This window comes from Bradyrhizobium ivorense (genome assembly GCF_900696085.1).
Lineage (GTDB): Bacteria > Pseudomonadota > Alphaproteobacteria > Rhizobiales > Xanthobacteraceae > Bradyrhizobium > Bradyrhizobium ivorense.
The window spans coordinates 1,008,382-1,026,415 of sequence record NZ_CAADFC020000004.1 but is presented as its reverse complement, the minus strand read 5'-3'; the positions used below and the strand labels follow the sequence as shown (position 1 = coordinate 1,026,415).

21 protein-coding genes are annotated in these 18,034 nt (G+C 66.3%); 14 read left to right on the top strand and 7 right to left on the bottom strand.

Going from position 1 to position 18,034, the window contains the following annotated elements:
• The first annotated feature begins 59 nt into the window (after positions 1-59).
• The 3 genes from CI41S_RS05560 to CI41S_RS43300 all read left to right on the top strand — a co-directional run bounded on the left by CI41S_RS05560 (position 60) and on the right by CI41S_RS43300 (position 1,306).
• Entirely contained in the window at positions 60-518 is a 459-nt protein-coding gene (locus CI41S_RS05560) for a MaoC family dehydratase (RefSeq protein ID WP_139857754.1), read from the top strand.
• Between the two features lies 1 nt (position 519).
• The gene (locus CI41S_RS05555) at positions 520-1,002 is read left to right on the top strand and encodes a MaoC family dehydratase (protein WP_139486510.1); all 483 of its coding nucleotides are present in this window, start codon (positions 520-522) and stop codon (positions 1,000-1,002) included.
• Between the two features lie 160 nt (positions 1,003-1,162).
• Entirely contained in the window at positions 1,163-1,306 is a 144-nt protein-coding gene (locus tag CI41S_RS43300) for a hypothetical protein (protein ID WP_172627152.1), read from the top strand.
• Between the two features lie 51 nt (positions 1,307-1,357).
• On the opposite strand, the gene CI41S_RS05550 is transcribed toward CI41S_RS43300, so the two are convergent.
• From CI41S_RS05550 to CI41S_RS05535, 4 genes are all read right to left on the bottom strand, one after another.
• Positions 1,358-1,558, bottom strand: coding sequence for a hypothetical protein (locus CI41S_RS05550; RefSeq protein WP_139857753.1), 201 nt, complete (start codon positions 1,556-1,558; stop codon positions 1,358-1,360).
• A 396-nt stretch (positions 1,559-1,954) separates the two neighbouring features.
• Positions 1,955-2,995, bottom strand: a complete 1,041-nt coding sequence (locus CI41S_RS05545) for an IS110 family RNA-guided transposase (RefSeq protein WP_139857752.1) — start codon at positions 2,993-2,995, stop codon at positions 1,955-1,957.
• Positions 2,996-3,182: 187 nt separating this feature from the next.
• Entirely contained in the window at positions 3,183-3,965 is a 783-nt protein-coding gene (gene pcaD / locus CI41S_RS05540; protein ID WP_139857751.1) for a 3-oxoadipate enol-lactonase, read from the bottom strand.
• Positions 3,966-3,984: 19 nt separating this feature from the next.
• Positions 3,985-5,340: a 3-carboxy-cis,cis-muconate cycloisomerase gene (locus CI41S_RS05535; RefSeq protein ID WP_139857750.1), complete on the bottom strand. Its 1,356-nt coding sequence runs from the start codon at positions 5,338-5,340 to the stop codon at positions 3,985-3,987.
• 219 nt (positions 5,341-5,559) lie between these two features.
• On the opposite strand from CI41S_RS05535, the gene CI41S_RS05530 reads away from it, so the two are divergent.
• The 9 genes from CI41S_RS05530 to CI41S_RS05490 all read left to right on the top strand — a co-directional run bounded on the left by CI41S_RS05530 (position 5,560) and on the right by CI41S_RS05490 (position 13,285).
• A complete protein-coding gene (locus tag CI41S_RS05530) occupies positions 5,560-6,006 on the top strand; it encodes an SRPBCC family protein (RefSeq protein ID WP_139857749.1) in 447 nt (148 codons plus the stop codon).
• A gap of 155 nt (positions 6,007-6,161) precedes the next feature.
• Complete coding sequence (locus tag CI41S_RS05525) at positions 6,162-6,647, top strand: (2Fe-2S)-binding protein (protein WP_139484683.1); 486 nt, start codon at positions 6,162-6,164, stop codon at positions 6,645-6,647.
• Between the two features lie 85 nt (positions 6,648-6,732).
• The gene (locus tag CI41S_RS05520) at positions 6,733-7,539 is read left to right on the top strand and encodes an FAD binding domain-containing protein (protein ID WP_139857748.1); all 807 of its coding nucleotides are present in this window, start codon (positions 6,733-6,735) and stop codon (positions 7,537-7,539) included.
• 45 nt (positions 7,540-7,584) lie between these two features.
• Positions 7,585-8,493 (top strand): AAA family ATPase, encoded by a 909-nt coding sequence (locus CI41S_RS05515; protein ID WP_139857747.1) that lies wholly within the window; start codon positions 7,585-7,587, stop codon positions 8,491-8,493.
• Positions 8,494-8,611: 118 nt separating this feature from the next.
• The gene (locus CI41S_RS05510; protein WP_172627926.1) at positions 8,612-9,814 is read left to right on the top strand and encodes a vWA domain-containing protein; all 1,203 of its coding nucleotides are present in this window, start codon (positions 8,612-8,614) and stop codon (positions 9,812-9,814) included.
• A gap of 28 nt (positions 9,815-9,842) precedes the next feature.
• A complete protein-coding gene (locus CI41S_RS05505) occupies positions 9,843-10,166 on the top strand; it encodes an XdhC family protein (RefSeq protein ID WP_066499895.1) in 324 nt (107 codons plus the stop codon).
• 2 nt (positions 10,167-10,168) lie between these two features.
• Positions 10,169-10,870 (top strand): XdhC family protein, encoded by a 702-nt coding sequence (locus CI41S_RS05500; protein WP_139857745.1) that lies wholly within the window; start codon positions 10,169-10,171, stop codon positions 10,868-10,870.
• A complete protein-coding gene (locus tag CI41S_RS05495) occupies positions 10,867-12,471 on the top strand; it encodes an NTP transferase domain-containing protein (protein WP_139857744.1) in 1,605 nt (534 codons plus the stop codon). The genes CI41S_RS05500 and CI41S_RS05495 overlap by 4 nt, the downstream gene beginning before the upstream one ends.
• 406 nt (positions 12,472-12,877) lie before the next feature.
• Positions 12,878-13,285, top strand: a complete 408-nt coding sequence (locus CI41S_RS05490) for a DUF4189 domain-containing protein (protein WP_244626409.1) — start codon at positions 12,878-12,880, stop codon at positions 13,283-13,285.
• A gap of 9 nt (positions 13,286-13,294) precedes the next feature.
• On the opposite strand, the gene CI41S_RS05485 is transcribed toward CI41S_RS05490, so the two are convergent.
• Positions 13,295-13,909, bottom strand: a complete 615-nt coding sequence (locus CI41S_RS05485; RefSeq protein WP_139857743.1) for a tetratricopeptide repeat protein — start codon at positions 13,907-13,909, stop codon at positions 13,295-13,297.
• 101 nt (positions 13,910-14,010) lie between these two features.
• Positions 14,011-15,459 (bottom strand): serine hydrolase domain-containing protein, encoded by a 1,449-nt coding sequence (locus CI41S_RS05480; RefSeq protein WP_139857742.1) that lies wholly within the window; start codon positions 15,457-15,459, stop codon positions 14,011-14,013.
• 98 nt (positions 15,460-15,557) lie between these two features.
• Between CI41S_RS05480 and CI41S_RS05475 the strand changes: the two genes are divergently transcribed.
• Both CI41S_RS05475 and CI41S_RS05470 read left to right on the top strand, forming a co-directional pair.
• Positions 15,558-16,286: a Crp/Fnr family transcriptional regulator gene (locus CI41S_RS05475; RefSeq protein ID WP_172627925.1), complete on the top strand. Its 729-nt coding sequence runs from the start codon at positions 15,558-15,560 to the stop codon at positions 16,284-16,286.
• 122 nt (positions 16,287-16,408) lie between these two features.
• On the top strand, positions 16,409-16,819 hold the full coding sequence (locus tag CI41S_RS05470) for a DUF2000 family protein (protein WP_139857740.1): 411 nt from the start codon (positions 16,409-16,411) through the stop codon (positions 16,817-16,819).
• A 27-nt stretch (positions 16,820-16,846) separates the two neighbouring features.
• Here the strand turns inward: CI41S_RS05470 and CI41S_RS05465 are convergent, their stop codons facing one another.
• On the bottom strand, positions 16,847-17,836 hold the full coding sequence (locus tag CI41S_RS05465) for a hypothetical protein (RefSeq protein ID WP_139857739.1): 990 nt from the start codon (positions 17,834-17,836) through the stop codon (positions 16,847-16,849).
• Positions 17,837-18,034 lie beyond the last annotated feature (198 nt).

Sequence of the window (18,034 nt, the reverse complement as noted above, 5' to 3'; positions counted from 1 at the left end):
CAAATAACGGCCACAATCGGGCTCCCTCGGCACATATCCTCATCCCATCACCGCGCTAAATGACCACGCTGACCTTCGAAGACTTCAAGCCCGGCCGCCTCGGAACGTTCGGCCCGCGCCATGTTTCGCGCGAGGAAATCCTCGCTTTTGCCGCCGAATTCGACCCGCAGCCGATGCATCTCGACGAGGAGGCGGCGAAAAAATCCATGCTCAGGGGCCTTTCCGGCTCGGGCTGGCACCTCGGCTCGCTGATGATGCGGATGCTGTTCGACGGCTTCATCGGCCGCACCGCCTCGCTCGGCTCGCCCGGCGTCAACGAGATGCGCTGGATGGCGCCGCTGCGCCCCGGTGACGACCTGACGCTCGATGTCGACGTCGTCGAGGCCCGCGTTTCGAAGAGCCGCCCCGCGACCGGCATCGTCTCCTTCAAGGGCACGATCCGCAATGCGCGCGGCGAGGTGCTGTGCGAGATGGAGTCGCCGATCATCGTCAGCCGTCGCGACGGCGGGGGTGCGTAGCATGGCCTTCTTCGAAGACATCGAGATCGGCGACCGCCGCGCCTTCGGCTCGTTCACCTTCACGGCCGAGGACATCAAGCGCTTTGCCGCGCAGTTCGATCCGCAGCGCTTCCATCTCGACGAGGAGGCGGGGCGCAATTCGCTGTTCGGCGGGCTTGCCGCGTCGGGCTGGCACGTCGCCGCGGTCTGCATGAAGCTGTTGGTCGCCGACGGCCAGCGGCGGTCGGCAGAAGAGGCCGCGCGCGGTGAGACGGTCGCGGTCTGGGGCCCGTCGCCGGGCTTCCGCGAGTTGCGCTGGATTCGCCCGGTGTTGGCCGGCGACACCATCAGCTTCACCAACGAGGCCGAGACCAAGCGCACCTCGTCGAGCCGGCCCGAATGGGGCATCCTGCAGGCCCGCAACACCGGCACCAATCAGCGCGGCGAGGTGGTGTTCTCGTTCCTCGCGACCGCCTTCGTGCCGCGCCGCAATCCCGGTTCCTGATGTTGCCCGCAGGCATCTGATCTGTTGCGCCAAAGCCATGGTTGGCAGGTGACTTGCCGGCCCGCGCAGTTGTGCGTTGCATGGAACCCATTTTTTGCTAACGCATTTTGAACCTTTGTGCCTGCCTATGGATCGCGGGCACGAACTTCAGGGGATGACCATGGCAGACCGCAGCGCACTGAAGCTGGTCGGCATTATCTTCGCAACGGTGACGCTTGTGGTGATGTTGGCCACCGGTCTGGTCGTGAAGGGCTTTGCCGACGGCAATTACTCGTTCGAGACCACCGCGAGCATCAATCGCTAGTTCAGACACCGCTAACCATCGGCGCGGATCCGCGCCCGATCCACGCCTGACTTATCGATTCCAGATCAGCACCAGCACCACGGTCGCGGCCAGCAGCAGTCCGACAAACCGGATCATGATCGTGCCGACGCTGGTCTGTGGCCGGCGCAGCGGAATGGGATCGGTCGAATGCTCTGCATGAACGCCTGCCCCAGCCTGCCCGCCGCCTGATCGCGGCTGGAATTGGTCGCGGCCTGCGCATTTAAAGTTCAAATCGAATCCTGCAAGTTGTCTGGGCAACGGTCTGGGCCCCCGGGGGCTCCCATAGCCCGGATGAGCGAAGCGACATCCGGGGTCTCGTGCAACAGGAAGCACCGGTCCCGGACATCGCTTCGCTCATCCGGGCTTCTGTAACGGGCCTTGGTTAGTCAATCCCTTTTTGCATCATCCGCTCGCCGGGAACCTGCTTCTGTACGGGATCGGCGCGGTGGCCGTCGCCTGATGGGGTTCTAAGAGGAGCAGGTCGGCCAATCTAGGGAAGCGTGATCGCATCAACGGATGCGTCGACAACCCGGATGACGGCCTGACCTGATCCATCGTCCCGGCGAAGGGACTTCGCTTCGGGAAGGCTGGTGTGGTGACCCGCCCGAAAACTTGTTTGCTCCTGTTTTAAGCCGCCATGGCGGTTGCCTTGGCAGTCGCGTTGAAGGGGACGTTGTCCTTGAGCATGCGCAGCATGATCACGGCGAGCTTGCGCGCCAGCGCCACCTTGGCCTTGCTGATGCCGGCGCGGCGGGCGATCCGCATCGCCCAGCTCTTGAGCTGCGCGCAGCCCTTGATCGGCTTGCTCAGGATGCTGTGGGCGGCCTCATAGAGCGCCTCGCGCACCGCGGCGTCGCCGTTTTTGCTGATGCGGCCGGAATAGTCGGTCTCGCCCGACTGATACTTCTTCGGCGTCAGCCCGAACAGCGGCCCCGCCCGCTTCGACGAAATGAAGCGGGAGGTGTCGTCGATGGCGCTGGCATAGGTCAGCGAGGTGACCGGTCCTACGCCCGGCGTCGACATCAGCAGCCTGGCCTTGGCATCCAACCGCGACATCGCCCGCACCCGCTTCTCAAATCCGTTGAACTCGCGCACCAGCACCGTGTGGGCCGCGAGCAGCGCCTCGGCGATCGTCTCGAGCGCCGGATGACCGGCCACCAGCTCGCGGATCCGTGGCGCAAAGCTGCGCTTGGTTGTCTTGCCGACCTTCAAGCCGAAGCCGCGCAAGATCCCGCGCAGGCTGTTCTCGACGTCCTGGAGCTTGTTCTGGACCAGCTTGCGCGCCGTCAGCATTGCGCGGGTCTCCTGCGCGCTCATCGACTTGCAGTGGACCGGCCGGAACCAGCCGAGCCGGATCAATTGCGCGATATTGCGGGCATCGTTGCGGTCAGACTTCACCGGCATCGCCTTGAACGCGTCGCTCACATGGCGCGTCTCCAGAAGCTCGACCGCCAGACAGGCCTTCTTCATCGCCGCATAGAGCCATTGCGACAGCGGTCCGGCTTCAAGTCCGATCCTGGCCAGATCGAACCCGAGCGAGCGGAACCAGTCGATCAGCGCCTCCGGCTCGCTCGCCACCTTGGCCTCGCGAACGATCTTGCCGTTCGCATCGACAACGCACACGCTGGAGCATTCCAATGACACGTCGATTCCGGCATAATGGTCCATGGTCGTCTCTCCTCGATGCTTGGAGCGGGCTCAAGCCCCGACTCCGTTACACCATCAATGTGAGGGACGACCGCCCCCCTTCCAAGCAAGCCGCGCGACGCGCGCATCAAAACAGCGCCGTAGCTAGCGCGGCTTGCTTGGAAGGGAGGACCGCGGGCCCGTTACCCCATCTACGACGCAGCTTGGGCTAGCGTTGCGTCAGAAAGCCGACCACGGCTTCGGTGAAGGCGTGCGACTGCTCGACATTGGAAATATGTGCGGCGTCGAGCAGCGTCATGCTGGCGCCGGGGATGCCGCTGCGGATCATTTCTCCCGCCGACACCGGGGTTGCCATGTCCTGCCGTCCCACGATCACCAGCGTCGGGCTCTTGATCTTCGGCAGCAGCGCGCGCTGGTCGAGCGTCGACAGCGCCTCGCAGCAGGCGAGATAGCCTTCAACGGGAGAGGCCGTAAGCATCGCCTTCATGTTGGCCGTGGTCTGCGGCTCGCGCTCGCGGAAATCGGCGGTCAGCCAGCCCGCGATCACGGTGTCGGCGACGGCGGCGATGCCGCCTTCCTTCACCGCCTTGATGCGGTTCAGCCAGTTGGTCGGATCGGGATAGTAGCAGGCGGTGTTGGCGAGGATCAGCTTGCCGAACCGTTCGGGCGCGTTGGCGCCGAGCCATTGCCCGACCATGCCGCCCATCGACAGGCCGCACCAATGCACCTTCTCGATGTTGAGATCGTCGAGGATCGCCAGTACGTCGCGGCCGAACCGTTCCATGGAATAGGGGCCTGGCGGCACGCCTGATTTGCCATGGCCGCGGCGGTCGTAGCGGATGACGCGGAACATCTGCGTCAGCGCCCGCATCTGCGGCTCCCACATCTGCAGGGTGCAGCCGAGCGAGTTCGACAGCATCAAGGTGGGTCCGCCGTCGCGGCCTTCGACCTGGACGTTGAGCAGGCACCCGTCGGCATTGATCATCGGCATCGAACAATACTCCGGTCTCTTAGGTCTCGTTGAGCGAGGCGAGCAGGCGGTCGATCAGCGCCTGCGAGGCGCCCTGATAGGCCATCGGCTCGAACAGTTTTGCGATTGCGTTCGCGTCCAGCTGCGCAGTCACCTTGGCGTCCGCACTCAGCACGTCGCGCAGATGCTTCTTCCCGGCGACCGCCTGCTTGCTCGCGGCCTCGATCAGATGGTGCGCGTCGCTCTTGCCGATCTTTTCGGCAAGCGCAAACGTCACCGCTTCGGCCATGATCAGCCCGCCGGTGGTCTCCAGATTGCTGCGCATGCGCGCCGCGTCGACCTCCAGCCCCTCGGCGAGATCGACGATGGCCGCCAGCGCGCCTGACGTCACCAGCATCAGGCCCGGCAAGGTCGGCCATTCCGCATGCCAGGGGCCGGCGCTGCGCTCATGGTCCTGCACCTGCGCGGAAAAAATCGTGGCGGCGAGGTTCGGCGCCATGGTTGCGGCACCGAGCGCGCTCGCAGCGGCGACGGGATTGCGCTTGTGCGGCATGGTGGAGGAGCCGCCGCGGCCGGCGCCCGCGGGCTCGAAGGCTTCGCCGACATCGGTCTGCATCATCAGCGAAATGTCGCGCGCGATCTTGCCGCAGCTGCCGGACAGGATCGCGAACACGGACGCCGCCTCGGCGATGCGGTCGCGATGGGTGTGCCAGGGCGCATCGGGTAGTGGCAGGTCCAACTCTTTCGCGAGCTGCGCGGCGACCGCAAGTCCATTGCCGCCGAGCGCGGCCAGCGTGCCGGCGGCGCCGCCGAACTGCAGGGCGAGGGCCTCCTTGCGCAGCCGCAGCAAGCGCTTGCGCGAGCGGTGCAGCGCCGCGGCGTATTCGGCAAGCTTCAGCCCGAACGGCATCGGCAGCGCGTGCTGCAGCCAGGTGCGCGCCACCATCGGCGTGTCGCGATGGGCACGCGCGAGGGTGGCAAAGCCGGTGATGGCGCGGTCGAGATCGGTCAGCAGCGCATCGATGCCGGCGCGCAAGGTCAGCATCGTCGCGGTGTCGATCACGTCCTGGCTGGTCGCGCCCCAATGCACATAGCGGGCGGCCTCGCTGTCGGCCCTGGCCACATTGGCAGTCAGCGCCTTGACCAAGGGGATCGCCAGATTGCCCGACCGCGTCGCCGCCTCCGCCAGCGCTGCCTGGTCGAATGATTCGGCCTTGCAGGCGGCGCCGATCGGCCCCGCGGCCGGGGCGGGAATCACGCCGCAGGCGGCTTCCGCGCGGGCCAGCGCTGCCTCGAAATCCAGCATGTTCTGCAAGGTGGCCGCATCGTCGCATACCGCGCGCATCGCGGCGCTCGACAGCATCGGCGCAAGCAGGGGAGAGATGGCTGTGCTCATGGCGAGCGACCTAACCACTCCGCAGCGCCCCTGCCAATGGGCGCCGACGGCCTCTGCCGATTTTCAACCGCAAGCCGAGCTCGCGCGAATTTGTGAACGGCTGGACCATCTTGCTGCGGTTGCGAATATGCATCGCTCATCCTCCCAAGGTGCCCTTTCCTTTGCCCCCCGGCTGCTTTACTTGGAAAGCGAGGCTTTAAGCGATCGAGGAGGTGCCCCATGGCCATGACGATGACCGGCGAAGTCCAGCTTGCGGCGTCGCGCCAGGCCGTATGGGACAAGCTCAACGATCCCGAGGTGCTGAAGGCCTGCATTCCCGGCTGTGAGGAGCTCGAGAGGACCGACGACCAGGGCTTTCGCGCAACTGCGAAAATGAAGGTCGGGCCGGTGTCGGCGCGCTTCAAGGGCAAGGTCACATTGAGCGATCTCGATCCGCCCAACGGCTACAAGATCACCGGCGAGGGCGAGGGCGGGGTCGCCGGCTTCGCCAAGGGCGGCGCCACCGTCGGGCTCGCCGACAAGGATGGCGGCACGCTTCTGAGCTACAACGTCGAGGCGCAGATCGGCGGCAAGCTCGCCCAGCTCGGCCAGCGCCTAATCAACGGCGCCGCCAAGAAACTGGCCGATGAATTCTTTGCCAATTTTGCCAAGGCGGTGCAGGGTTAGCCCTGCTGATCGGCCGGATCATTTAGGTCCGGCCATGTCCTGGACGGGTGGCTCGAATGGTTGCCCATCGGGAAACCCGCCCATATTATGCCGTCTGGAATGATTTTAAACCGCCTGCTTCGCCGATATGCGGCGGCGCAGATAAGAGAGTGCTGATGGCCAAGATTTCAATGATCGTGAACGGCAACCCCGTGAACGCGAACGTCGACCCCCGTACCCTTCTGGTCCAGTTTCTGCGCGAAAATCTGCGCCTGACGGGCACGCATGTCGGCTGCGACACCTCGCAGTGCGGCGCCTGCGTCGTGCACCTCGACGGCAAGGCAGTGAAGTCCTGCACCACGCTCGCGGTGATGGCCGACGGTCATGAAGTGAGGACCATCGAGGGACTGGCGGCGGACGGTGCGCCGCTGCATCCGATGCAGGAGGCGTTCCGCGAGCATCACGGTCTGCAGTGCGGCTTCTGCACGCCCGGCATGATCATGACAGCGGTCGACCTTGTGCACCGCAAGGGCCACGACCTCTCTGACGAGGTGATCCGCGAGGAGCTGGAAGGCAACCTCTGCCGCTGCACCGGCTATCAGAACATCGTCGCCTCGATCGCCGCCGGCGCTAAGGCGATGGCCAAGTCCGATCTCGCTTAACGTCTGGTCTCGCCCAAGTCTGATCCCGTCTAGGTCGGACCTCGCCTCATCGAAATTCATCGCGACAAGCGATCAGGACATTCCAATGTACGAATTCAAATATCATCGTCCCGGGACCGTGCGGCAGGCCGCCAACCTTCTGGTGAAGAACGAGGACGCCAAGCTGATCGCCGGCGGCCACACGCTGGTGCCGGTCATGAAGCAGCGGCTTGCCAGCCCGCCGCATCTGGTCGACCTCTCCCACATCGAAGGTCTCGACACCATCGAGATGAAGGGCCGCTCGCTGGTGATCGGCGCCACCGCCAAACACGCCGACGTCGCGAGCTCCGCGGTTGTGGGCGAGGCGATACCGGCGCTCGCCGAGCTCGCCGGCCAGATCGGCGATCCCGCGGTGCGTCACCGCGGCACCATCGGCGGCTCGCTCGCCAACAACGACCCGACCGCCGACTATCCGGCCGCGGTACTGGCGCTCGGCGCCACCATCGTCACCAACAAGCGCCGGCTGAAGGCCGAGGAATTTTTCCAGGGCCTGTTCTCGACCGCGCTCGAGGCCGACGAGATCATCACCAAGGTGATGTTCCCGCTGCCGAAGAAGGCGGCCTATGTGAAATTCCGCAACCAGGCCTCGCGCTACGCGCTGGTCGGCGTGTTCGTCGCCAAGCGTCCGTCCGACGTGCGCGTCGCGGTGACCGGCGCCGGCTCGGACGGCGTGTTCCGCGTCACCTCGTTCGAGGAGGCGCTGAAGAAGCGCTTCTCGCACAAGGTGCTCGACGGCTTGACCGTTCCGGCCGATGGCCTGAACAGCGATTTGCATGGCAGTGCTGAATACCGCGCGCATCTGATCGGCGTTTTGGCGCGCCGGGCGGTGGAAGCCGCGACCGCCAAGGACTAGATACCAAGGCGTGATGTTGCTGACACCCCGAAGACTGGCTGTTCCATGAGTGCATCGGCGTTCCCCACTTCCGTCGATGCGCTCCTGGAGCTGTTGACGTCGCGCGGCTATCTCGCCGAGCGCTCCCTCGCCACCGTGACCTATCTCGCGCTGCGAATGGGCCGGCCGCTGTTTCTCGAAGGCGAGGCCGGGGTCGGCAAGACCGAGATCGCCAAGGTTTTGTCGGCCGCGCTCGGGCGCAAGCTGATCCGCCTGCAATGCTATGAAGGTCTCGACGTCGCCTCCGCGGTCTATGAGTGGAGCAGCGCGGCGCAGATGATCGCGATTCGCCTGGCCGAAGCCTCCGGCGATACCGACCGCGACCAGCTCGCCAGCGACATCTTCGCCGAACGCTTCCTGATCAAGCGGCCGCTGCTGCAGGCGCTCGAGCCCGACGTCGCCGGTCCGCCGGTGCTTCTGATCGACGAACTCGACCGCGCCGACGAGGCGTTCGAGGCGTATCTTTTGGAAATCCTCAGCGACTTCCAGGTCACGATCCCGGAGCTCGGCACCGTCAAGGCGCCGGCGCCGCCGATCGTGATCATCACCTCGAACCGCACTCGCGAGATCCACGACGCGCTGAAGCGCCGCTGCCTGTATCACTGGGTGGACTATCCCTCCGCCGAGCGCGAGCTTGCGATCGTCAAGTCGCGGGTGCCGAACATCTCCGCCAAGCTGTCGCAGCAGGTCGTCCGCTTCGTGCAGGCGCTGCGCAGCCAGGATTTCTACAAGTCGCCGGGTGTCGCCGAGACCATCGACTGGGCGACCGCGCTGTCCGAGCTCGACGCCCGCTCGCTGACCCCGCAGGTGGTCGGCGACACGCTGGGCGCGCTGCTGAAATACCAGGACGACATCGCGCGCATGCAGGGCGAGGCGCTGGCGAAGACATTGAAAGAAGCGACGAGCGACGTTTAGGTCGCGCGTCACAAGCAACATTCGTCATTCCGGGGCGCACGAAGTGCTAACCCGGAATCTCGAGGTTCCGGGTTCGCCCGCTTGGCGCGCGCCCCGGAACGACGGGGATTAGATTACGATGGCGATCAATCACCTCAATCCCCCGACGGGCCACATGGCCGACAACGTCATCGGCTTTGCCCGCGCGCTGCGCGCGGCCGGGCTGCCGGTCGGGCCGGGCTCGGTGATCGATGCGCTGAACGCGCTGCAGCTGATCGAGGTCGGCAACCGCGACGATTTCTACGCCACGCTGCAGGCGATCTTCGTCAAGCGCCACGAGCACGCGCTGATCTTCCGCCAGGCCTTCGACCTGTTCTTCCGCGCCGCCGAGGAGTGGAAGAGCATGCTGGACTCGGTGCCGCTGCCCGACCACGCCAAGAAGAAGCCGCCGCCGGCCTCGCGCCGGGTGCAGGAGGCGATGGCGCAGCCGGCGATGCGCGAGGAGCGGCCGCAGGCCCAGGAGCAGGAGCTGAAGCTCTCGGTCTCCGACAAGGAGGTGCTGCAGAAGAAGGATTTTGCGCAGATGACAGCGGCGGAGATCGCCGAGGTCGTCAGGGCGATCGCGCAGATGCGGCTGCCGCAGGCCGAGCTCGTCACCCGCCGCTACCAGCCGGATGCGCGCGGCTTGCGGCTCGACATGCGCCGCACGATCCGCAGCTCGCTGCGCACCGGCGGCGAGATCATCGATATCCGAAAGCTCGGGCGGATCGAGAAGCCGGCGCCGATCGTGGCGCTGCTCGATATCTCGGGCTCGATGAGCGAGTACACCCGCCTGTTCCTGCATTTCCTGCACGCCATCACCGACGCCCGCAAGCGGGTCTCGGTGTTCCTGTTCGGCACGCGGCTGACCAATGTGACGCGCGCGTTACGGGAGCGTGATCCCGATGAGGCGCTGGCGCGCTGCTCGTCCACGGTCGAGGACTGGGCCGGCGGCACCCGGATCGCGACCTCGCTGCACAGTTTTAACCAGCTCTGGGCCCGCCGGGTGCTCGGGCAAGGCGCCATCGTACTCCTTATATCCGATGGACTAGAACGGGAGGCGGATGCCAAACTGGCCTTCGAGATGGACCGGCTGCATCGTTCCTGCCGCCGCCTGATCTGGCTCAACCCGCTGCTGCGCTATTCCGGCTTCGAGGCCAAGGCGCAGGGGATCAAAATGATGCTGCCCCACGTTGACGAATTTCGCCCGGTGCATAACTTGACGTCCATCAAGGGGCTGATCGAGGCGCTGTCATCGCCGCCGCCGGCGCACCACCGCAGCCTGATCCGCTCCGTAGCCTGAGACGCATCCGAATTGACAGGAGGCCGCCATGCTCAATCGCGACGAGGACATTCTTCAGGCCGCCGAGACCTGGCAGAAGCAGGGCCATGGCGTGGCGCTCGCCACCGTGGTCGACACCTGGGGCTCGGCGCCGCGTCCGGCCGGCTCGAGCCTCGTGATCAACGATGAAGGCACCTTCCTCGGCTCGGTGTCCGGCGGCTGCGTCGAGGGCGCCGTGGTCACCGAGGCGCTCGACGTGATCGCCAGTGGCCAGCCCAAGATGCTGGAGTTCGGCGTCGCCGACGAGACCGCCTGGAATGTCGGCCTGTCCTGCGGCGGCACCATCCGCGTGTTCGTCGAGAAGGTCGGCTAGCCGTGAAGCTCGAAACCCTCAAGGAGTTGAACGCCGAGCGCGCCGCGCGCCGCCCGGTCATCGTCGTCACCGACACCGCCAATGGCGAGCAGCGGCTGGTCAAGGCGAACGACATCGCCGCCGATCCGTTGTGTGCTGAACTTTCGAAGCAGCTCAGGATGGGCAAGAGCGGTAATGTCGAGGTCGCCGGCAAAAAACTGTTTCTCAACGTTTACGCGCCGACCGCAAAGCTCGTGATCATCGGCGCGGTGCATATCAGCCAGGCCTTGGCGCCGCTGGCGCGCGCGCTCGACTACGACGTCACGGTGGTCGATCCGCGCACGGCCTTTGCCAGCCCCGAGCGCTTTCCCGACGTGCCGCTGATCGCCGAATGGCCCGACGTCGCACTGCCGCCGCTCAATGTCGATCACTACACCGCGTTCGTCGCGGTCACGCACGATCCGAAGATCGACGATCCGGCGCTGATGCACGCCTTCGACCGCGACTGCTTCTATATCGGCGCGCTCGGCTCGCGGAAGACCCATGCCAAGCGCGGCGAGCGGCTGCGCGCGCAGGGCGCCAAGGACAGCGACATCGCGCGCATCCACGCGCCGATCGGCCTCGACATCGGCGCGGTGTCGCCGGCGGAGATCGCGGTGGCGATCATGGCCGAGATCACCGCGCAGCTGCGTTTGCCTCCCAAAGAAAAAGAAGAAGCGGCATGAAGTTCGGTCCCGCCAGTCCGGCCGACGCGATTGGCGGCGTCACCGTGCACACGCTGCGCCAGGGCGCGCTGGTGCTCAAGAAGGGCACCACGATCGGCCCTGAAGAGGTCGAGGCGCTCACCAAGGCCGGCGTCAAGGACGTCGTCGTGGTGCGGCTCGAGGACGGCGACGTCTCCGAGGATGCCGCGGCCGCCAGCATCGCCCAGGCGGTGGCGGGCGAGGGCGTCAATGTCGAGCGCGCCTTCACCGGCCGCTCCAACCTGTTCGCGGGACGTCCGGGTGTTCTCGTCGTCGACCGCGCCGCGGTCGACCGCATCAACGACGTCGACGAGGCCATCACCTTCGCGACGCTCGCGGCCTACAAGCCGGTGGTCGAAGGCGAGATGATCGCGACCGTCAAGCTGATCCCGTTCGGCGTCGAAGGGCGGCTGCGCGATGCGGCGGTCGCGGTGGCCGGCAAGGATACGCTGCGCATCGCGCCCTATGTGATCAAGAAGGTCGGCGTGGTCTCGACCTTGCTGCCGGGGCTGTCGCCAAAAGTGATCGACAAGACGCTGCGCGTCACCGCGGAGCGGCTGGCGCCGGCGGGTGCCGAGATCATCGCCGAGCGCCGGGTGCCGCATGACGAGACGGTGCTGGCTGCGTCGATCAAGGAATTGCTCGGCTTGGGCGCCGAGCTCGTCATCGTGTTCGGGGCGTCCGCGATCGCCGACCGGCGCGACGTGATCCCGGCCGCAATCACCGAGATCGGCGGCGCGGTCGAGCATTTCGGCATGCCGGTCGATCCCGGCAATCTCTTGCTGATCGGCAGCGCCGGCGGCGTGCCGGTGCTGGGGGCGCCGGGCTGCGCGCGCTCGCCGGTCGAGAACGGCTTCGACTGGGTGCTGATGCGGCTGCTCGCCGGCATCAAGGTGACGCGCTCGGATCTCACCGGGATGGGCGTCGGCGGCCTGTTGATGGAGATCGTGACGCGGCCGCAGCCGCGCACCGTCCCCGACACCGAGGGCAACCGCAAGGTCGCGGCGATCGTGCTCGCCGCGGGACGCTCGACCCGGATGGGTGGCCCGAACAAGCTGCTCGCCGAGCTCGACGGCAAGAAGCTGGTCCGCATCGTCGCCGAGCAGGCGCTGGCCTCGAAGGCCGCGGAGGTGATCGTCGTCACCGGCCACCAGGCCGATCTGGTCGAGCAGGCCCTGCAAGGGCTCAACGTGACATTCGCCCGCAACCCGGATTTTGCCGGCGGCCTCGCGAGCTCGGTGAAGGCGGGCATCGCGGCGGTCTCCGACAGCGCCGACGGCGCCGTCGTCTGCCTCGGTGACATGCCGCTGATCGATGCGCAGCTGATCGACCGCCTGATCGAGACCTTTGCGCCGGACCGCGGCCATCTGATCGCCGTGCCCGTCAGCGAGGGCCGCCGCGGCAATCCGGTGCTGTGGTCACGCCGCTTCTTCAAGGAATTGATGACGCTCGACGGCGACATCGGCGCCCGCCATCTGATCGCCAAGCACGCCGAGGCCGTCGCCGAAGTCCCGGTCGAAGGCGACAGCGCCTTCCTCGACATCGACACCCCGCAGGCCCTGGAAGCCGCCAGGCGGGGTTAGTTGTCGTCCCGCCGAAGGCTGGCAACCGTTATGTCGGCTTTCGCCGGGACGGCACTGATGTGTTGCGTCGCTGACAAAACCTACCGCTAACAAACCCGTCATCCCCGCGCAAAGGCTTCGCCTTTGTCGCTGGAGGTGCTCGCCTCTTCGGCGAGCCTCGAAGGATGAATCGGCCACCAGCGGGGCCGTCGACCCTTCGAGGGCCGCTGAAGAAGCGGCCGCCTCAGGGTGACGGTGATAGATTGTGCGCACAACCTCTCCCCCGTCGTCCCGGCCCCGTGCGCAATTGCGCACTAGGCCGGGACGACGCGTCGATGGAGTTGGGTTGGTCTTCCATCAACCCGTCATTCACCATCTGGAAACGACCCCCGCGTAGAGTCCGCGCCGGGCTTTGGGGGAATTTCACTTGATCGTTTCGACCGCCGCCGCGCAGCGCCGCGCGCTGATGATTCTTGGCCTGACATTGCTGCTGGGCGCCGCCCGTTTCGCCACGGAGACCTTCATCACCAGGGCGCATGCGGCCGGCGCGTTCGCGGTCGGCAAGTGCGGCGCCTATGGCCAGGCCTACGACTACCCGGCGGAAGCCGCGGCGCGCGCCGCTGCGCAAAAACAATGCAAGGGCGACTGCACCACCGTCACCATGAGGCGCGCCTGCGCCGCGCTCTCGATCGACCTGAAAAATCCCTGCGGCGCGCATGGCTATGCGGTGGCGCCGCAAATCTCCTCTTCGCTCAACGCCGCCACCCGCAAATGCTACGACTATGGCGGCAAGGAATGCGTGATCCGCGCCTGGGCCTGCGACGCCAAGGGCTAGCAAATCCAACTACTGATCGACCTTGGGATCGATCTTCTTCGCCGCCGCAATGTCCGCCTCGGCGCCGGCCGCATCGCCGGTCTGGCGCCGCGTGATGCCGCGCCAGTACAGCGCGGCGGCGGAGGCCGGCTGCAGCTTCACCGCATGGTCGAACTCGGTGAGCGCGCGGTCGAGCTCGCCCTTGGCGAGGAAGACGATGCCGCGGCCGGCCATCGCCAGATCGTTGTTGGGGGCGAGCGCGATCGCCTTGTCATAGTCGGCCAGCGCGCCATCGTAATCCTTCCGCACCAGATGCAGATCGCCGCGCGCGCCGAACGCGAAGGCGTCGTCGGGATCGAGCCGGATCACCTGCTCGATATCGGCGAGGCTCCTGTCCAGATCGCCGGTCTGCGCATAGGCCTGTGCCCGGAAGGTGAGGGCCTTTGCAAGCGCCTTCCCCGCGTACTTCCCCGACTCGATTGCCGTGGTGCATCCCTCGACCTGCTCGCGCCAGGCGACGTCGGGCTTGCCGGTGCAGTTGGCGGCGAGCGGGACCTCGGCCTTGCTCTGGATCGTCGGCAGGATCAGCGCCGCGACGAAGCAGAGCATTGTGGCCGATGCAAGCAGCGAAAGACGTCTCTTCATCGATGCGGGTCCGAAGCGGGGACATACGGCTCTCGCGGAGCCGCACGTCTTTAGTCGCCGCCGCGCAATCGGCGGTTCAGGGCGCGCCGAAACCGCCGCGATCAGTATTTCGTCAATTTGTCCGGCTGCAGGGCGGCGATGGTCTCGCGAACCAGCCGCTCGGTCGCAACGCGGTCGTCATTGTCCGTGTAGGACCAGCCGATCCTGACGATCACGAGGTCGTGCGAGGGCATCACGATCGCATACTGGCCCTGGCTGCCGGCGGCCATGAAGCTGTCGGCTGGAAAGCCGCCGGCGATGCGGCCGCGCGCCGCGGCCGAGTTGCCGCGCTGGGTCCAGAAGCCGGCAGCATAGCCGTATTCGTCGGCGCTCTGCGGCGTGAGCGTGGCCGAATAGTCGACCCAGCCCTCGGGCAGGATGCGCCAGCCGCTCTCGGTGACGCCGTCGCGCAGATAGAGCTGGCCGAAGCGCGCCCAGTCGCGCGCGCTGGCCCACAGATGGATGGTGCCGAGCGGAATGCCGGTGCTGTCATATTCGATCGTGGCATGCTGCATCCCGACCGGCTCGAACAATTCGCGCGCGATAAACTGTCGGGTCGCATTGGCGTCGCCGCCGGCGAGGTTGCGGATGATCCGCGACAGCAGCACGAAATTGCCGTTGGTGTAGCGCCATTCCTGCCCGGGCTCGGCGCGCAGGCCGGCATTGGCCGCGAAGCCGGACTGATCGGCCATGTCGTATTCCATCTGGGCGTCGGCGTCGAAGATGGTGAAAAATCCCGCCGTATGAATCGACTGGCCGCAGCGGATGCCGCTTGTCATGCGCAGCATCTGGTCGGGCGTGATCGATCGGCGCGGGTCCTGCACCTTTGCCCATTCGACGATCGGCGCCGGTGCGCTCATGTCGAGCTTGCCGCTGCGCACGAGAATGCCGAGCAGGGCATTGGTCACGGATTTCGTCATCGACCAGCCGATCAGCGGCGTCGCCGGCGTGACGCCGTCCGCATAACGCTCGCCGACGATGCGTCCGCGATGCAGCACCACGACGGCTTTGGTAAAGCGCCGCGGCCCGGAATCGGATTCGGCAAACGCGTGCGCCAGCGCCTCGGCCAGTTTTGCATTGACCGGCGCGACGACCTCAGGGCCTGCGAGCGGCGGCATCGCCGCGGCGGCGGGCTGCTGATCGTCGTTCTCGCCGCGGAAGAACCGCGCCTCGCGCCCGGGATGCAGCACTCGGCATCCGAACGGCCCGTCGTTGACGGCGCGGCTCTCGACGAGGCCCGCGAGGCTGGTCCGCACCTCCTGCCGCTGCCGGTCGATCTCGTAACGGATCAGCCCGCCGGCCGGGCCGAGCTTCGGCTTGATCGCCTCGGCAAAGAACTGTGCAGGATCGAGTCCCGCCACGAAGGTCGCCGAGCACAGCTGGTGGCTGGCAAAATGCACGGGAACCGCGGCCGCGCGCGCCAGCGCGTCGCGCCCGACGAAGGCCGCCGTGGCCGAGCCCAGGCAAGCGATGGCCGAAGCCAGCTTCCAGTTGTAGCGCAGCGAAATCATTCAGTTCACCCACCGATGTTGCGTGGGCGATGGCATAGCCGCATCATGCGCGCGCCGTCTGTCGGCGGGCCGACACAGCGCACGGGGATGTGATGCAGATGGGAGCGACCAAGGAGGCCGGACGAGCCGCGGCGCTCACGCCTGCGCAGCAAGCCGTGCTGGAAAGCAGCGAGTGGTTCATCGCGCTCGATCCGGCGTTCCGGCAGGCCGTGCTCGATGTGTCACGCGTGATCACGGTGCCGGTCGGCGGCGCCGTGTTCCACCGCGGCGACGCCAGCGACGGCCTGTATTGCGTACTGTCGGGCGCGATCTGCTTCAGTGGCAGCGCGCCGTCGGGCCGCGGATCGATCGCCGCCATGGTCGAGGCGCCGCAATGGTTTGGCGAGATCGCGCTGTTCGACGGCGGTCCGCGCACCCACGACGCGCTCGCCGACATCGCCTCGACCGTGCTGCATCTGCCGCTGCGTCATTTGAGCAAGCTCCTGGCCGACGATCCCGGCCGCTGGCAGCAGCTTGGGCGTCTGCTGGTCGGTAAGCTCAGGATCGCGCTCACGCTGCTCGAGGACATGGCGCTGGAGCCGCCGAAGGTGCGGCTGGCGCGCTGCCTGATCAATCTGCTGGAGGGCTATGGCCAGCGAGTGGCGGCGCCGGAGCGCAGCGTGCGCGTCTCGCAGGAGCGGCTCGGCATGATGCTCTCGCTCAGCCGCCAGACCGTCAACGAACTGCTCCGCCATCTCGAGCAGGACGAGATCATTCAGTGCCGCCGCGGCGGCGTCCGCATTCTCGATCTCGGCCGGCTCAGCGACGTGGCGCGCGGGACTGCGTGAGGCGCGGTTCGACGAAACGTGCCGAGTCTCGATCCCGCATGTCGCGTGCACGGCGAATATGACAGGATGGAGTATGCCGTCAGGGCTGGTCTTGTTCGGTGCAATGCCGTTACACTCGCGCCATGCAATTCGATACCAAGATCGCGGTCGTGATCCGCACCGACCTGGAAGTCTGGCAGAAGCTCAACGTCGCGTCGTTCCTGTCGGGCGGCATCGCGGCGTCATTTCCCGAATGTATCGGCGACAATTACCAGGATGGCTCGGGGACGACATATCTGTCCCTGATCGGCCAGCCGATCTTGATCTACGGCGCCGACCGCGCCCAGCTGTCGCGGGCGCTGGAGCGCGCACTGGCGCGCGACGTCAAGCCTGCGCTCTACACCGAGGACATGTTCAAGACCACGCATGATGCCGCCAACCGCGAGGTGGTGAAGGCGGTGGCGCGCGCCGAGCTCAACCTGGTCGGCCTTGCCGTCCGCGCCGAGCGAAAGGTGGTCGACAAGATCCTCGACGGCTTGAAGTTTCACAGCTAGCGGCGGGCCGCGCCGACACCGATCACCTCAGGTAACGCAGAGCGGCCCGATCGCGCCGCATTGCCGGCAACGAAAGCTGCCGAGGAAATTGCGCAGCAGCACGGCAGGCCGCTGGGCCGGCGCGCGCTCCGCGAGCAACAGCAGCCGCGCCAGCGAAGGCGCGAGCGCGTCGGTGTCGGCCGCGGGGACGACCAGGCTGTCGTGTCGCGAGGCTGCCTTCTCCTTGTGGTCGCGCAGCAGCGCGCTGTCGGCGAAGATAGCCGCCGGCTTTGCCGAGGGTGGATGCTCATCGGCATAGAGGGCCATCTGGTTGCCGAACAGGAGGTATCGATAGCCCCAGCCGCAATGCGTGCACCTCAGTGAGCTGGCTTCTTCATGAAAGAGAAGGCCGGCGAGGTCGCGGTGCCCTTCCGCGGCGGCAACGCCTCCGAGCAACGGCACCAAGCCGCTCGCGTCATGCGACATCTCCACCAACGCCTGCTCGCACATCTTGCCGATCCGCGGCAGCGCGGACAGAAACTCGGTCCTGATTGCCTTGATCCGGACGATATCGGCGCGGCCGATCGGCGCCGCGCGCAGAATTTTCCCGTAGCGCGGCAACAGTTCATTGCGCTCGTAATGCGAGATGTCTCGGCCTCGATCCTCGAGGCTAGCGAGCAGGCTGCGATAGCAATCGAGCTTCCGATCCCACGCCTCGGTCGTTTCGGGAAGTCCGGGCAGCGCCTCATCCCCGGTTCGCCGGTGCTCCAGCACACAATGCACGACAAATCCGGCGAACAGTGCGATCTCGAACCGCTCACGCCGGTTGCCGTCAGGTTCGGCGATCTCAAGCAGATGCGGGATCGCGGCGTAGGTCGCCCCGTAACAGGTGCCCTGGTGGCAAAGACAGTCCCAGAGCAGCGACTTCGCAATCTCGTCATCCCAGGCTTGCGAAAACCTGGCAAGCAATTGCGGAATATCCCGGTCGCGATGCGCATCGTCGAGCTTGGTCCAGAGCGGATCATTCAGTGCAAGCATCGGCTCACCGGCAATTGGTGCTGTGGCAGCTCCGGAGGGTAGGGCAGGTCAAGCCTTGCTGCAATGAAGCGATAAGCGCCGTGGCGGGTTCGAGCGCTATCGGCAGATCGGCCGGGAGCCGCCTTCCCCCCGGAACGCATGCCGGCCCGCTCAGGTTTCCACGGCCGCAATGACATCGTAGGATGGGCAAAGGTGCGA

What these genes read in the sequence shown, in the direction of transcription:
- CI41S_RS05560 (WP_139857754.1), top strand. Translation starts at nt 60, where the DNA reads ATGACCACGCTGACCTTCGAAGACTTCAAGCCCGGCCGCCTCGGAACG.
- CI41S_RS05555 (WP_139486510.1), top strand. Translation starts at nt 520, where the DNA reads ATGGCCTTCTTCGAAGACATCGAGATCGGCGACCGCCGCGCCTTCGGC.
- CI41S_RS43300 (WP_172627152.1), top strand. Translation starts at nt 1,163, where the DNA reads ATGGCAGACCGCAGCGCACTGAAGCTGGTCGGCATTATCTTCGCAACG.
- CI41S_RS05545 (WP_139857752.1), bottom strand. Translation starts at nt 2,995, where the DNA reads ATGGACCATTATGCCGGAATCGACGTGTCATTGGAATGCTCCAGCGTG.
- pcaD (WP_139857751.1), bottom strand. Translation starts at nt 3,965, where the DNA reads ATGCCGATGATCAATGCCGACGGGTGCCTGCTCAACGTCCAGGTCGAA.
- CI41S_RS05535 (WP_139857750.1), bottom strand. Translation starts at nt 5,340, where the DNA reads ATGAGCACAGCCATCTCTCCCCTGCTTGCGCCGATGCTGTCGAGCGCC.
- CI41S_RS05530 (WP_139857749.1), top strand. Translation starts at nt 5,560, where the DNA reads ATGGCCATGACGATGACCGGCGAAGTCCAGCTTGCGGCGTCGCGCCAG.
- CI41S_RS05525 (WP_139484683.1), top strand. Translation starts at nt 6,162, where the DNA reads ATGGCCAAGATTTCAATGATCGTGAACGGCAACCCCGTGAACGCGAAC.
- CI41S_RS05520 (WP_139857748.1), top strand. Translation starts at nt 6,733, where the DNA reads ATGTACGAATTCAAATATCATCGTCCCGGGACCGTGCGGCAGGCCGCC.
- CI41S_RS05515 (WP_139857747.1), top strand. Translation starts at nt 7,585, where the DNA reads ATGAGTGCATCGGCGTTCCCCACTTCCGTCGATGCGCTCCTGGAGCTG.
- CI41S_RS05510 (WP_172627926.1), top strand. Translation starts at nt 8,612, where the DNA reads ATGGCGATCAATCACCTCAATCCCCCGACGGGCCACATGGCCGACAAC.
- CI41S_RS05505 (WP_066499895.1), top strand. Translation starts at nt 9,843, where the DNA reads ATGCTCAATCGCGACGAGGACATTCTTCAGGCCGCCGAGACCTGGCAG.
- CI41S_RS05495 (WP_139857744.1), top strand. Translation starts at nt 10,867, where the DNA reads ATGAAGTTCGGTCCCGCCAGTCCGGCCGACGCGATTGGCGGCGTCACC.
- CI41S_RS05485 (WP_139857743.1), bottom strand. Translation starts at nt 13,909, where the DNA reads ATGAAGAGACGTCTTTCGCTGCTTGCATCGGCCACAATGCTCTGCTTC.
- CI41S_RS05480 (WP_139857742.1), bottom strand. Translation starts at nt 15,459, where the DNA reads ATGATTTCGCTGCGCTACAACTGGAAGCTGGCTTCGGCCATCGCTTGC.
- CI41S_RS05475 (WP_172627925.1), top strand. Translation starts at nt 15,558, where the DNA reads ATGGGAGCGACCAAGGAGGCCGGACGAGCCGCGGCGCTCACGCCTGCG.
- CI41S_RS05470 (WP_139857740.1), top strand. Translation starts at nt 16,409, where the DNA reads ATGCAATTCGATACCAAGATCGCGGTCGTGATCCGCACCGACCTGGAA.
- CI41S_RS05465 (WP_139857739.1), bottom strand. Translation starts at nt 17,836, where the DNA reads ATGCTTGCACTGAATGATCCGCTCTGGACCAAGCTCGACGATGCGCAT.